This is a genomic window from Microbacterium sp. cf046, assembly GCF_900114345.1.
Taxonomy (GTDB): Bacteria; Actinomycetota; Actinomycetes; order Actinomycetales; family Microbacteriaceae; genus Microbacterium.
Window position 1 is genome coordinate 530,750 of sequence record NZ_FOZJ01000001.1, and the last position, 13,324, is coordinate 544,073.

The 13,324-nt window shown below is 71.2% G+C and carries 11 protein-coding genes; 4 read left to right on the forward strand and 7 right to left on the reverse strand.

All coding sequences use genetic code 11. From position 1 onward, the window contains the following. Positions 1-3: 3 nt before the first annotated feature. Positions 4-1,083, reverse strand: coding sequence for a glycosyltransferase family 4 protein (locus BM349_RS02470; protein ID WP_091702251.1), 1,080 nt, complete (start codon positions 1,081-1,083; stop codon positions 4-6). 90 nt (positions 1,084-1,173) lie between these two features. On the opposite strand from BM349_RS02470, the gene BM349_RS02475 reads away from it, so the two are divergent. Genes BM349_RS02475 through BM349_RS02485 form a run of 3 tightly spaced genes read left to right on the forward strand, consistent with a single transcriptional unit; the run spans position 1,174 to position 4,116 of the window. After that, complete coding sequence (locus BM349_RS02475) at positions 1,174-2,163, forward strand: glycosyltransferase family 2 protein (protein WP_091702254.1); 990 nt, start codon at positions 1,174-1,176, stop codon at positions 2,161-2,163. Next, complete coding sequence (locus BM349_RS02480) at positions 2,153-3,157, forward strand: glycosyltransferase family 2 protein (protein ID WP_091702257.1); 1,005 nt, start codon at positions 2,153-2,155, stop codon at positions 3,155-3,157. The genes BM349_RS02475 and BM349_RS02480 overlap by 11 nt, the downstream gene beginning before the upstream one ends. Continuing rightward, entirely contained in the window at positions 3,154-4,116 is a 963-nt protein-coding gene (locus BM349_RS02485) for a hypothetical protein (protein WP_139230863.1), read from the forward strand. Before BM349_RS02480 ends, BM349_RS02485 begins: the two co-directional genes overlap by 4 nt. A gap of 13 nt (positions 4,117-4,129) precedes the next feature. Here BM349_RS02485 and BM349_RS02490 read toward each other — a convergent pair whose 3' ends face one another. Beyond that, positions 4,130-5,941, reverse strand: coding sequence for an ABC transporter ATP-binding protein (locus tag BM349_RS02490; protein ID WP_175525164.1), 1,812 nt, complete (start codon positions 5,939-5,941; stop codon positions 4,130-4,132). A gap of 260 nt (positions 5,942-6,201) precedes the next feature. Here BM349_RS02490 and BM349_RS02495 point away from each other — a divergent pair, with 260 nt between their 5' ends. After that, positions 6,202-6,807 (forward strand): hypothetical protein, encoded by a 606-nt coding sequence (locus BM349_RS02495; RefSeq protein WP_091702267.1) that lies wholly within the window; start codon positions 6,202-6,204, stop codon positions 6,805-6,807. 69 nt (positions 6,808-6,876) lie between these two features. On the opposite strand, the gene BM349_RS02500 is transcribed toward BM349_RS02495, so the two are convergent. From BM349_RS02500 to BM349_RS02520, 5 genes are read right to left on the reverse strand one after another with little or no spacing between them, the layout of a single operon-like run. Continuing rightward, positions 6,877-8,016, reverse strand: coding sequence for a glycosyltransferase (locus BM349_RS02500; RefSeq protein WP_091702271.1), 1,140 nt, complete (start codon positions 8,014-8,016; stop codon positions 6,877-6,879). Then, positions 8,013-9,062 (reverse strand): glycosyltransferase family 4 protein, encoded by a 1,050-nt coding sequence (locus BM349_RS02505; protein WP_091702275.1) that lies wholly within the window; start codon positions 9,060-9,062, stop codon positions 8,013-8,015. Before BM349_RS02505 ends, BM349_RS02500 begins: the two co-directional genes overlap by 4 nt. Next, positions 9,062-10,225 carry a glycosyltransferase family 4 protein gene (locus BM349_RS02510; RefSeq protein WP_091702279.1) on the reverse strand — a complete coding sequence of 388 codons (1,164 nt, stop codon included), beginning with the start codon at positions 10,223-10,225 and terminating at the stop codon, positions 9,062-9,064. The genes BM349_RS02505 and BM349_RS02510 overlap by 1 nt, the downstream gene beginning before the upstream one ends. Beyond that, a complete protein-coding gene (locus tag BM349_RS02515) occupies positions 10,222-11,364 on the reverse strand; it encodes a glycosyltransferase family 4 protein (protein WP_091702283.1) in 1,143 nt (380 codons plus the stop codon). Before BM349_RS02515 ends, BM349_RS02510 begins: the two co-directional genes overlap by 4 nt. Next, a complete protein-coding gene (locus BM349_RS02520; RefSeq protein ID WP_254773689.1) occupies positions 11,361-13,310 on the reverse strand; it encodes a glycosyltransferase in 1,950 nt (649 codons plus the stop codon). Before BM349_RS02520 ends, BM349_RS02515 begins: the two co-directional genes overlap by 4 nt. Between the last annotated feature and the right edge of the window lie 14 nt (positions 13,311-13,324).

Below are 13,324 nucleotides of genomic sequence, written 5' to 3' on the forward strand. Positions count from 1 at the left end.
CGCTCACGCCCCGACGGATCTCCACACCGCTGCATGACCGAGGGCCGAGCGTTCCCAGGTGAACTCGGTCGCACGCTCGCGGCCCGAACGCACCAGCGCGGCGACCGCCGGATCCCCGGAGGTCACCGTCAGGACGCCATCGGCGACCCCCGCGGCGGTCGGCGGCACGAGGATGGCCGACCCGCCCGCGACTTCGGGGAGGCTGCTGGTGTCGGCCGCCACGACGGGGACGCCCGCGGCCATCGCCTCGAGGACCGGAAGTCCGAACCCCTCGTACAGGGAGGGCACGACCACCGCGGCGGCTGAGGCAACGAGGCCGGGAACGACCGCATCGGGAACGCGTCCGATCAGGCGGGTGCCCGGCATCCCGTCGAACAGTCGGGTGCGCCGCGCGTGCGCCGGGCCGGCGAGGACGAGCTGCAGGTCGGGTCGCTCGCGGTGGATGCCGGGCCACGCCTCCGCGAGCGCCTCGAGGTTCTTCCGCGCGGAGGCCCCACCGGCGTGCAGGACGTACCGCTCGCCGATGCCGAGTTCCGCGCGCTGGTCGTGCGAGAGGGGAGCCGCATCGAAGAAGCGCGCGTCGACGCCGTTGTGGATGACGTGCGGATTGCGGACGCCGAGGAACGCGACGGCTTCGGATGCGGTGAACTCCGAAACGCAGACGACGGCATCCGCGTCCCTCGCCTCCTGGGCGGCCGCCGCCACCGGCGCCGATTCGTCGGGATAGCGCCACGCCACGACGTCGTGCAGCGTGATGACATCGCCGTGCGGCGCCGGCGGCAGTTCGAGGTTCATCCGGTGCGTGACCGCGGCAGATCCGTACAGGAAGCGCCCGATCACGCGCCGCGAGCGCGCCGACGCCCCCGCCACCCTGCTGACCGGCAGCCGCCGATTGCCCGCGAGCGGCGATCGGACCGACCGCACGATGGCGCGGTCCACCCTCCACGGGGCGCCGCCGACCTCGGCCAGCGCGGCGCCCGCACGGCCCGCGATCTGCTCCTGATACGCCTGCGCGCCCATCGGGGTGTCGGTCGCAAGGGTCGCGATCGTGAGACGGTCCGCGTGTGCTGTGATGGTGGGCATCCGTTCTGCATTGCCGGCACGACGAATCTAGTTGAATAGGAGCGGGGCAGCGCATCGACCGGGGCGCGGCAGGAGAGAAGGCGAAGGCACATGCCACGCAGTGCAGCTGTGATCGTCGCCACGTATCGCCGGCCCGATTACGTGCGTGAGTGCCTCGACCACCTGGCCCTGCAGACCGTCGCTCCGGACCGGATCATCGTCGTGGACGCATCGCCCGACGATCTCACGCGCGCCGTGGTCGCCGAGTACCCGCATGTCGAGTACCGGCGCAACGACATGGGAGCCGGAACGCTCGCCTCCTCGAGGGCGATCGGCGTCCAGGGTGTGACCGAGGACGTGATCGCCTTCATCGACGATGACGCGTACGCCGAGCCGCAATGGCTCGAGGAGCTCCTGGCGGCCTATGACCTCGCCGATGTGGGGGCGGTGGGCGGCCGCGCACGCAACGGGCAGCCCGGCGAGGAGACCGAGGGCATCGACCGGATCGGGCGCTTTCTTCGCAACGGGCGCCTGACCGGATTCTTCGCCGCCGATCCGGGCCGCATCATCCTCGCCGACCACATGCTCGGTGCGAACATGTCGGTGCGCACCGACGTGCTGCGTTCCTTCGGCGGCATCCACGACTACTACCCAGGTACCTGCCTCCGGGAGGACGCCGACATCGCGCTGCGCGTCCGGCTCGCCGGCCATCGGGTCGTGTACGCCCCCGCCGCCGTCGTGCGCCATGTCGCGGGCGACTACGCCAGCGGACGCCGGTTCGATCTGAGATACCGGTACTACGGCGCGCGGAACCACATCATGCTGCTGGTCACCACGATCGGGTGGGCCGACCCGCGGTTCGTCCGGTACCTGGCCTCTGCCGCGGCCGGCATCCCGCGGGAAGCGCTGTCGGGCCTGTCGGCCGTCACGGACGCCTCCCGCCCGAGTGCGACCGCGAAGGTGCGCGGAATCGGCGGCGGGTTCGTGCGTGCGACGGTGGACCTGGCCGGCACGCTCGCGGGACTGGCGCGGGCGGTTCGGCCGGTCGACCGTGCACGATCCGTGCCGCCCCTGTCGCCGAGCGGATCCCATGGCAGCTGAGGCTCCCGGCACCGGCGATCGCCTGTCGTTCGCCCTCGTCATCCCGACTCATCAACGCGCCGACCTCGTCGCGCAGGCGGTCGACAGCGCGCTGCGGCAGACTCGCCCGTTCGACCAGGTGATCGTCGTCGCCGATGGCGTGGACGACCCCGCGGTCACCGCTTTGGCCGGCGGACCGGTGGAACTCACCGCGATCGCCAAGAGCGGCGTCGCGGCAGCCAGGAACGCCGGACTCGCGCTGTCGCGCACGGACTGGGTGTGCTTCCTGGACGACGACGACCTGCTGCACCCCGAGTACCTGGCCCGTCTCGAGGGCGAGATCCGGAAGGCGCCCGAGATCGGCGCCATGAACGCCGAGTACTGGAGCTTCGCCGCCGCAGCCGGACCGGAGGACGAGTTCTCGGCCTCCACGCTCGAGGAGTGCCTCACGGCGATCGCCACTGCGGTTCCGGTCAAGGACCTCAGTTACCTCCGCATCGAGGGTCGCAGCTTCGACCGGCTCCTCGAACGGCTCCGCGGATCGATGAGCACCGCGGCCGTGCGACGCGACCTGCTCGTGCGTGCCGGCGGCTTCCCCGACGGGATGATCACCGCGCAGGACTGGGTGATGTACGTCAATGTGGCGCGGCTGACCGAGTGGCGGGTCCTCCGGGAGCGTCTCGCGTTCTTCCGCGATCACCCGCGGACCGCCACGCGCACGAACTCCCCCCTCAAGGGCCTCACCGCCCTCAGCGCGATCCGATCGTTCTGGCAGCCGAGCGACCTTCCGACGCCGGCTCACCGCCCTCTCGACGCGTACCGGGGCTACTACCGCCACGTGCTGAACTGGACGCTGCGGTCATGCTGGAGCGCCCGTGACATGCGCGCCTATCGCGAGGCACTGCGCATCGCTCGCGACATCCTCCCGCACCGCACCGATCGTCTGCGTGCCGCGGCACCGCACTGGCTCCGCGGTCGCGCGAGTGCACTCCGCCAGCGGGGCGCTCCGTCATGAGCCCCTCGGGCGTGCGGACCGCGTACGTCGTCCTGACCCATCGGGACTGGCCACAGGCGCAGCGGCTCGCCACAGCCATTCTGGCCTCCAGCCCGGACGCCCGGGTGCTGCTGGCCCATGACGGCCGCCGCGAGTTGTTCCCATCCGCCGTCGAGGACCCGCGGATCGAGGTCTTCGAGCATGGTCGTGCGAGCGACTGGGGTTCATGGGAGCTCGTCGAGGCGACACTCGACGCCTTCGCCCGCGCCCGCGCGCGGTTCGACCCGGAGCTGGTGTGCCTGATCTCGGGCAGCGACTACCCGGTCCGGTCCCTGCAGGACTGGGAGCGCCGCGCGATCGATGCGGACAGCTGGATCGGGACCGCGGAGCCGCTGCGCTACACGCCGCACTGGGGCACGCGGCGCGGAGAGGGCGACGATCGCTGGACACGGTACGCCTACCGCTGGTTCCGATCTCCGTGCGCTCGGCCGGACCGCCGGACGTGGCGGTGGTGGGTGCGGCTGCGCACCGCTCTGGTGCTGCGGCTGGAGCCTCTCATCGGCCTTCGCATCGTCGGCCGCGGCCGCGGCCTGCACTACGGCGTCCGCCGCCTCCCCGCGCCGTTCACCGCGCAGCGGCCGTGCTTCCTCGGCAGCCAATGGCTTGCGGTGCGCCGGCCGGAGCTGGACAGACTCCTCGACCGAGATTTCGCGCGCGGGTCGACGCTGCGCCGGATCTACGCACACGCGATCATCCCCGACGAGTCGGCCCTGGTCACCGCGCTCAGCCGTGTGCGCGCGCCGAGCACGCAGCCGCCGGTCACACACGTGCAATGGGATACGGCACGCGATCAGCCCGTGACGTGGACGCTCGAGGACCTCGACGAGCTGCTCGCGTCCGGCTCCCCGTTCTGCCGGAAGGTGGACCCGATCGCGAGCGCGGGACTGCTCGACGAACTCGATCGGCTCTCGGCCGCGTAGCGCTCGCCGGCGCTCAGTTCAATTCGCCGAGCTCCACGAGCCGGGCGAAGTCCGTGCTCTCGCCGCGCACCTGCTCGAAGCTGCCGCGGGCCTCGATGTGTCCGTCCTTGAGGAAGACGAGGGTGTCGGCGGTGCGGACGGTGCTCAGTCGGTGCGCGACGATCAGGATCGTGATCGTCCCCTGGAGCGTTCGCAACGTCGTCGCGATCTCGTGCTCGGTCGCGTTGTCGAGCGCGGAGGTCGCCTCGTCGAGCACGAGTACGCTCGGTCGTCGGTAGAGGGCCCTGGCGAGTCCGAGCCGCTGCTTCTGCCCGCCCGAGAGGCGCACGCCGCGCTCACCGACCTTGGTCGCGAGCCCGTCCGGCAGGTCGGCGATCAGCGACTCGAGCTGCGACATGACGATGACCTCGGCGATGCGCGCATGATCGATGTTCTCCGGTGAGATCCCGAACGCGATGTTGGCCGCGACGGTGTCGTTGACCAGGAAGACGTCCTGCGGCACCACGCCGAGGCCCTGGTACCAGGCGGCCCGGTCATCGAGGATCGGCCGTCCGCCGCACTCGATCAGACCTTCCGTCGGCTCGAGCAGTCCCAGGATGAGGTCCAGCAGCGTGCTCTTGCCCGCACCGCTGGAGCCGACGAAGGCCGTGGTGCGGTTCTGCGCGATCGTGAGCGTGATCCCGTCGAGGACCGGAACCACCGCATCCGGATAGCGGAAGCCGACACGACGGATCGCGATGTCGCCTGAGTAGCGCAGGTCGCTCAGCGGCTGCTCCTCGTGGGTTCCGCCGACGGCGAGCTCCTCCGAGATCCGCGAGACGATGTCCAGCCCTGCGCGGCCGGTGCGGATCGTCGCGAGGCTCGCCGTGATCTTGTTGAGGGTGGGCAGCGCCCTGAGGGATGCCGCCGCGAACACCCCGAGAACCGTGACGGCGTGCGCGGGGGTGCCGGTGGCGAACAGGAGTGCGGAGATGCCCACGATCGCCACGACGAAGACGATCTCCAGCACGTACCTCGGCGCGTCCGACAGGATCGCGAGCTCGCGACCGGCGTGCGCACGGCGCAGCCGCGCGTCCCGGAATCCATCGACGAACGCGCTGGCGCTGGAGGTCAGACGCGCCTCGCGGAACCCCTCCAGACCGGGCATCAGGAACTGCCACGCCTCGAGGCTCGATTCGGCCATGTCCTCGCCGATGCGCGCCTGCCGGCCGCGCAGCAGCTGCTGCAGGCCGAAGACGAAGAACGCGAACAGCGCGACGGTCAGGAGTGTCACCAGCGGCGCCGTGATGGCCAGGATCGTCGTGATCGCCACGATCAGGAGCGTGTCCGAGATGAGGCTCATCACGCCCAGGAGCACCGAGGACGACTGGTTCGTCGCGTCGGTGATGTTGCGGTACACCTCGCTCAGCCTCCGTGCGCGGTGGTCCGCGTACGGAGCGAGCACGTAGCGGCGCATCAGCTCCGACGACGACAGTGCCGAGACACGGGTCGTGCGGCCGAGGAGCCACCAGCGGAACAGCAGCGCGGCGCTGCTCTTGACCACGAACAGCAGCGTCACGAATCCCGCGACGAGCGGGATCAGGACCGACGGATCGGTCGTGCCGGCGATCCCGGCGATGACCGCCAGCGCCCCGCTGTCGGGCTCGGTGCCGGTCAGCAGCTGTGTCAGCGGGACCATCGCCGCGACGCCGAGGGTGTCGAGGGCGGCCAGGACGATGGAGAGCGCCACGGTGCTCGAGACCCACGGAACCGGCTTGGCACCGGCCATCTCCAGCATCATGCGCAGCTGCCCGGTGAGGCTGGGCTCGCTCGCCGAGCGCACCATCGTTCTCCTTCGTGCGGTTGCCTCATCGCCGGGCGGCCCGGCGAGGCTGAGGCGTCGGCTCATCCCCAGATGAGTCGAGGTGTGTGTTGCGATCTCGTTTCGCCGTATTGTGGAGGGCGCGCATTACGGTATCATCCGAAGTGTCTCCCTCTACTGGGGGTGGACTCCTGGGGATCGATTTGGGGATCGATTCGAGTCCGTCGTGCGAAGTCTGGCCATGCAGACGAGCTCAACACAGCAAACTTCCTGAAGGGGTACCCATGAGCGACATCGAGAACATCGAGCCTGAAAAGAAGGGCGTGAGTCGTCGCACCGTGACGAAGGCGATGGCCTGGGCCGTCCCCGCGATCGCCATCGCAGCACCGGTGCCCGCATTCGCGGCTTCCGGAGGCCCTCCCGGAGTGGCCGTCGGCCAGGGCTGTAAGCTGCCCGGCAACAGCCAGGCCAACGCCTGCGCGGCGATCTTCGCCGGCATCCCCGGCCTGGACGCTGCCAAGGCATTCGCCATCCCGCTGCTGATCACGAATAACACCAGCAAGCCGATCGTCCTGAAGCCGAGCATCACCATCTCGAACGTCTCCAGCGGCCTCGGGTTCGACGTCAAGGGCGTCAACCCGCCCTACTGCACGGTGATCCCGGTCGGCGGCAGCGTCAAGGTCATCGTGTACGCGAACTCCGACAACAGCGCCAACCAGGCGGTCACGTTCGACCTGACCATCCCCTGGGGCCACGACTGCAACGACGTCGACCACCCGCCGATCGTCATCACGGGCATCACGATCGACTCGTTCCCGCCGTGCTCGAGCAACACGCCGTTCCCGCAGGGTCCGCCCACGTGCGACCCGCCGTTCTACGCAAACCCGTAACACGCTGACAAAAGGCGGGCTGCATCTGCAGCCCGCCTTTTGCGTGCCCAGGGCGCTCGTCCGCGGGACTCAGGGGCTCTTCGGGCGCGCCATGCTCGCGAGGATGCCGAGCATCGCGTCCGCACGATCGTTCCAGTCGGCGACGGCTCGATCCGCCCCCGCCGGAAACGGCTTCGCTGCTCGGAGTGCAGCGATGACCGCATCCGTGAAGCCGGCGCGATCTGCGATGACGATCCTGTCGTCCTCGGCATCCCGGAATCCGGCGACGGCCGTCGAGACGACGGGTCGCCCCACCGCCTGGTACTCGTAGAGCTTGATGGGGTCGAGGCTGTCGGTGAACGGTGTGACCGCGTGCGGCACCACGAGCACGTCCGCGTGCTGAAGGTAGGCGACCACGTTGTCGTGAGGGCGCGGTCCGAGCAGCGTCACGCCCGCATCGCGCAGGTTCACGCTCGCGGCGGACGCCAGCGCATTCGGGCCGACGAGCACGAGCGACCCTCGATCGCCGAGGTCGCGCGCCAGCGTCTCGCACAGGGCGATGTCGAGACGGTCTTCGTGCAGCGTGCCCACGTAGAGGACGATCGGTCCGCTGGGCAGATCGGCCGGGCGGGGCGACGGGCGGCGGTACGCCTCGGCGTCGACCGCGTTGCGGATGAGCGCCACCGGGTCGCGATCGCTCGGCCTCTGCGCAGACTTGCGTCGCTGCAGCTCGGCGGAGCAGGCGACGACCTGATCGGCATCGGCGAGCAGAAAGCGCTCGTGCGTCGCGACGCGGTCCAGCTGCCCGGCAGGGCGATCGGCGGCCAGCCAGTCGTCGGTCATGTCGTACAGCGTGCGCCAGCCTGTCCGGCGCGAGATCTCCGCACCGCCCGGATCATTCACCCAGAGGATCGGATCGTCCATCCCGAGCCTGCGCGCGGCGCGCACGACCTGCTGCGTGATGCTCGCGTCGGCGCGATCGCCGAGCCGGCGAGGCAGCAGCTTGAGCGGCCGCATCGTCCACAGTCGGCCCGCAAGCGTCGAGTCATCGAGACCGCGCCCCCGACGCGGGCGCCTTCCGGAACGCAGCTCGTGGGCAGGATCGGCGGGCGGTTCCACGAACAGCACCCGCAGCGCCGGGTCGGCGTGCAGCATCCGCCAGATCAGGTGCTGGTTGCGCCGCCACACGCCGTCCCAGCTCTCCAGCGAGATCACCACGAGGTCGGTCATGCGCGGCTCCGGCGCTTCTGGATCGCGCCACGGTAGACGGCATCCGTTCCGCGCACCTGCGCGTCGATCGTGTAGTCCGCCTGCTGCCTGGCGCGTTCGGCCGCGCCGAGCCGGGCGCGGCCGTCTTCGTCGCCGGCGAGCTTCACCAGCACGTCCGCCGCGGCGTGCGCGTCGTCGGGGGTGAACAGGGGTCGCGGATCCAGGCCGTCGAGCAGCTCGACATGGCCGCCGGCATCCGCCGCGATGACGGGCAGACCGGACTGCATGGCCTCGAGGACCGTCAGGCCCAGGCCCTCCACGGGACATGACGCGAGCAGGATGCCGGCGCGGTCCATGAGGTCGGGCACGTCCGTGCGGTACCCGAGGAACTCCGCCGACGCCCCGACGCCGAGCTCATGCGCCATCGTCTCCAGCGCTTCGCGCTCCGGTCCGATTCCGGCCACCTGCAGCCGCCATCCCGCTGCGGCCAGCCCGGATCGGGCGAAAGCGTCCACCGCCACGGCAGTCTGCTTCTCGGGCTGCAGTCGCTGGGCCACCAGGATCACCCGCTCGCGGACGAGGCTCGACGGCTCACGCGGGTCGAGCCCGGAGTGCACGACCGTGCTGGTGCGGCCGATCGAGGCTGCCACGGCGCGGCTGATGGACAGCTCCGCGTCGACCGTGCCGGCGACCAGGCTGTCGAGCCGCAGCGGCCCGACGCGCCCTCGTTCGCTCGCGAAGTGACGGGTGGAGACGACTGCAGGGCGGCCACGCTGCCAGCGCAGTGCGACCACGGCCGCGACATCGGCGGCGGACATGTGCGTGTTCACCACATCGGCGTGCCCGCGGAGCCCGCGCAGCGCGCCGAGGACCTCGAGGGTGCGCGCAGCCGACGTGTGGCCCACGCCCGCCTCTGCGAGAGGAGCGCGCATGCGATCCGGATGCCCGCCGATGACGTGCACCGTGTCGCCGGCCCCCGCCTGCGCGGTGGCGAGCCGCAGGACGTGGCGCTCGACACCCGAGAATCCGTCCGAGCGGATGGCGTGGACGATCCTGAGCCCTCCCATCAGCGGCCCGCGCCGTCGCCCGGCGCCTGAGCAGTGGGTGAGGAGCTCTGCAGCCGGCTCACCGTCTCGAGGTAGCGCGCCGCGATGCGGGTCCAGGAGTACTCCTCGGCGGTGGCGCGGCACGCATCTCGGAGACTGCCGGTGGGAGCGTCGCGGATCGCTTCGAGCCGCTCGGCCAGAGCTGCCGCATCGCGTTCGATGAGGTACCCGTTCACACCGTCCACCACGAGGTCGGGCGCGGCGCCGACAGGCGTGCTCACGACCGGGATGCCGCACGCGAGCGCCTCGAGCACCACGAGTGCGTTCGCCTCGTACGCGCTGGGCAGCACCAGCACGTCGGAGGCCCAGAGGGCGGGCGCGGCGTCAGGGAGCAGACCGGCGAACGTGACGCGGTCGGAGAGTCCCAGGCGGGCGGTCGTCGCACGAGCTCGTTCGATCATCTCGGGCGTGCCGCCGACGACGAGGAGGTGCACGCGCGGCGTCCGGACGAGGGCATCGAGCGCGATCGGGAGGCCCTTGCGGTCGAACTCGTGGCCGATGAACACCGCGACCGGCTCGGGTCCGTCCAGACCCAGCTGCCGACGCGACGTCTCGCGCTCCTCGACGGCGGGCGGGCGGAACCGATCGATGTCCACGCCGTTGGGGATCACCTCGATCGGCGGTCGCACCTCTCCGTACGTCTCGGTCAGCAGCGCGGCCTCGCGCTGCGTGAGCGCGATGATCGTGCGGTGATAGTCGCCGCGATAGCGCTTGCGGTCGCGAGCGGCGGTGAACAGGTGGAGCGGATTGCGCACCATCCGCCAGAAGTAGTGGCCGCGGGCGCGCATGGCGGCCTGCAGCAGCCCGTGGTTCACGTACAGATCGCCGACGAGGGCGTCGTTGTGGCAGATCGAGACCGCGTCGGGGCGGGCTGCGAGGAAGGCCCTCGCGCGACGGGTGCCGGTCGTCGAGAACCAGACCACATCCCACACGTGTCCGAGCCGGGAGCGGGGCGCGGTCCTGGAGCGTCCGCCCGCGTCCGCCCGCGTGAAGCGCTCGGTGTGGGCACCCGCGGCGGTGAGCGCCCGTTCCAGCTCGTAGGCGACCCCGGCGACTCCGCTCCCGGGGGCGATCTCGGGCGCGATCTGCACGATTCGCATGGCCTGGGGCCCCGCGGCGCTCATGCCTCGGCCCCCGTCGCCGCGCGCTCGGCGATGATCTCATCCACGAGGGCAAGATACCGCTCGGCGATCGGCCGCCAGCCGAGGTGCTCGACGCTGCGCCGCGCTCGGACCCCCCACTCGGCGAGGTCGGCATCCGCGAGGTCCTCGAAGCGCGCGCCGATCTCGCGCGCGTCCCGCGCGACGAGGTAGCCGTTGTCACCGTCGACGATGAGCTCGGGTGCGTAGCCGACGGGCGTGCTGACCACCGGGAGACCCGACGCGAGGGCCTCGAGGACCACGAGCGCATTGGCCTCGTACGCGCTGGCGAGCACGAAGATGTCGGCCGCCGCGAAGAACAGCGGCAGGTCGGTCCGGGTGCCCACGAAGAGGACGCGCTCGGCGACACCCAGCACGTCCGCTCGCGCGCGGGCGGCGTCGATCGCCTGGGCGTTGCCCCCGACGACGAGCAGCAGGACCGACGGAGCGAATACGAGCGCCTCGATCGTCTGATCCAGACCCTTGCGGGAGAACTCGTGGCCGATGAAGAGCACGACGCGCTGGTCGTCGTCGAGATGGAAATCGGCGCGGGCGCGGCGCCGGGCTTCGGGGGTCGGCGGGCGGTAGGCGTCGAGGTCGACCCCGTTGGGGATGACGACTATCCGCGAGCGGACCCGGCCGTACACGCGCCGCAGGGTGTCGGCCTCCGACCGCGACAGCGCCACCACCGCGCGGTGCAGGCCCGATCGGTAGCGGATCGAATCGCGGACGTACGTGAAGATGTGCGTCGGATTGCGGATCATCCGCCAGAGCCCGTTGCCGCGTGCGCGCATCGCGGCGCCGACCACACCGTGATTGACGTAGATGTCGCCGGTCATCACATTGTTATGGCAGATCGCCACGGCGTCGGGGCGCTCGGCGAGGAACCGCCGTGCCCGGACGGTGCCGACCGTCGTGAACCACACCATGCGGCGGAAGAGCGCGAACGCGCGCATGAGCGGGTGCTTCGGCCATCCTCGCGTCGGCCGTCGCTGAGCCGTCGCGACGGTGAACGATTCGACCGTGTGGCCCATGGCGGCCAGCTCGGTCTGCAGGTTCCAGGCCACGCCGGCCACGCCGCTGCCCCGGCCGATGTACGGAGCGATCTGCACGATGTGGGTCATCGCACTGACCGCCCGGTGAACCGGGCTTCCACTCGCACCGGCCCCAGTCGGTACACCGCTGCACGGCGGCGGGCTCGACGCCCTTCGTCGCCCGGCAGGACGAATGCGCGGACCATCGCGCCGGCCCAGTTCGCCGCGCGGGCGAGCTGCCAGCCGGCGGTGCCGAAGTGCTTGCGCAGGTATCGCTCCTGCGATGCGTAGAAATGCGCTTCGCGTCGTGCGCTGTCGGAGCTCGTACCGCCCCCGGAGTGCACTGCCCTGGCCCCGGGCACGCCGGCGTGACGCCACCCGAGCCGGGAGGCCCGGTATGCCCAGTCCGTCTCCTCCGCATAGAGGAAGAACCGCTCATCGAAGCCGCCCACCTGGGCGAGTGCCTCCGCGCGCAGCAGGATCACCGATCCGATCACGAACCTCGGGCCCCGCTGCAAACGGCCCAGGCCGACGGCCTCGAGCAACGCGTTCGCCGGCGAAGGGAACGGCCACTCCACTCGAGCGGCTCGGCCGGATTCATCCACCTGGGCCGGCCCGACGCTGGCCAGGTCGGGTGCGGCGCGCAGAGCAGTGTGCAGTGTGGCGATCTGATCCCGGGAGACCCGCGCATCGGGATTGAGCAGGAGCACATCGGCATCCGGGGCGAGCCGGTCGGCGAGGGCCAGGTTCACGGCCGCACCGAACCCGATGTTCGCGCCCGAGTCGATGTACCGGACGCCGAGCTCCTCGCACATCGCGGCGATCTCCGGCAGCGAAGAGTTGTCGACGACGGTGACGGTCGCGCCCGCGACCGGCTCCAGCGCGAGCCGCAGCATGCCCGGTGCGCCGTACGCGACGACGATGATCTCCAGATCGCGCGCGGGGCCGGCTGCCGCGTGCTGCGTGCCGGCGTAGAGGTCGAGGTAGTCGCGCGCGACAGCATCCCAGGTGCACTCCGCAGCACGGACGAAGCCGGCCGCTCGCAGTTCCGCGCTCCGCGGTCCGGTCGCCTCGAGCAGCGCGTCCGCGAGAGCGGCGGCATCCGAGTGAGGGACGACGATGCCGGCGCCCCCCACGACGTCCGGCAGGGCGCCCGCATCGCTCGAGACGACCGGCACGCCGCTGGCCATCGCCTCGACAGCGACGCGACCGAACTGCTCGGTCCACCTCGGTGTCGGAACGGACGGGACGGCGAGCACATCGACCGAGCCGTAGAACGCGGGCAGGTCCTCCGGCGGGAGCATGCCGACGTGGATCACACGATCCGCAATGCCCCTCTGCCTCGCGCGTGCCGCCAGTGATGTCGCGAGCGGGCCCGCGCCGGCGATGCGAGCGATCAGTCCGGGAGTGCGCGCGACCGCATCCAGCAGCACGTCGATGCCCTTCTCGGGGACCAGCCGCCCGACGAAGCCCACGGTCACCGCTGCGGGGTCGACGACCGGCTCGGTCGGCGCGAACTCATGCAGGTCCACGCCCAGCGGGATCACGCGGGCTCGCCCTGCGAAGCCCTTCGACTCGGCGATGCGCGCGGCCTCGGTGTTGCATGCCGAGACGCCCGCCGCACTCCGGAGCGCCGCTCGCTCGAGCCAGCGGAACGGGACCGGATACCGCTTCCAGAGGTTCTGCGCGGTGTAGAGCACGTACGGCGCGCGCTGGCGGCGCAGGGCGCGCAGCAGCCGGACCTCCGCGGTGGCGAGCGCGAACGGCTCCTCGTGGATGTCGATGACGTCCCACCGCTCGCCGAGTGCCCGCCACAGGGGACGCGGGTCGTACACGAAGAGCGCGGGATGCGTGCCCCACGTCCGCACCGGAATGGTCTGCGGCTCCTCCCCGGCCGCCAGCGTGACCGGGGCGCCGCCCGCATTCCATCGCGCCGCGGCCAGCAGGGTGACATCCGCGCCGAGCGCGCGCAGCGCCCGCTCGCGGCCGCGCCACGCGGCGACCGTCGCGCTGTGCGAGATCCGCAGTACGCGCACAGCACCTCCCCGGT

What these genes read in the sequence shown, in the direction of transcription:
- BM349_RS02470 (WP_091702251.1), bottom strand. Translation starts at nt 1,083, where the DNA reads ATGCCCACCATCACAGCACACGCGGACCGTCTCACGATCGCGACCCTT.
- BM349_RS02475 (WP_091702254.1), top strand. Translation starts at nt 1,174, where the DNA reads ATGCCACGCAGTGCAGCTGTGATCGTCGCCACGTATCGCCGGCCCGAT.
- BM349_RS02510 (WP_091702279.1), bottom strand. Translation starts at nt 10,225, where the DNA reads ATGAGCGCCGCGGGGCCCCAGGCCATGCGAATCGTGCAGATCGCGCCC.
- BM349_RS02480 (WP_091702257.1), top strand. Translation starts at nt 2,153, where the DNA reads ATGGCAGCTGAGGCTCCCGGCACCGGCGATCGCCTGTCGTTCGCCCTC.
- BM349_RS02515 (WP_091702283.1), bottom strand. Translation starts at nt 11,364, where the DNA reads ATGACCCACATCGTGCAGATCGCTCCGTACATCGGCCGGGGCAGCGGC.
- BM349_RS02495 (WP_091702267.1), top strand. Translation starts at nt 6,202, where the DNA reads ATGAGCGACATCGAGAACATCGAGCCTGAAAAGAAGGGCGTGAGTCGT.
- BM349_RS02500 (WP_091702271.1), bottom strand. Translation starts at nt 8,016, where the DNA reads ATGACCGACCTCGTGGTGATCTCGCTGGAGAGCTGGGACGGCGTGTGG.
- BM349_RS02490 (WP_175525164.1), bottom strand. Translation starts at nt 5,941, where the DNA reads ATGGTGCGCTCGGCGAGCGAGCCCAGCCTCACCGGGCAGCTGCGCATG.
- BM349_RS02485 (WP_139230863.1), top strand. Translation starts at nt 3,154, where the DNA reads ATGAGCCCCTCGGGCGTGCGGACCGCGTACGTCGTCCTGACCCATCGG.
- BM349_RS02505 (WP_091702275.1), bottom strand. Translation starts at nt 9,062, where the DNA reads ATGGGAGGGCTCAGGATCGTCCACGCCATCCGCTCGGACGGATTCTCG.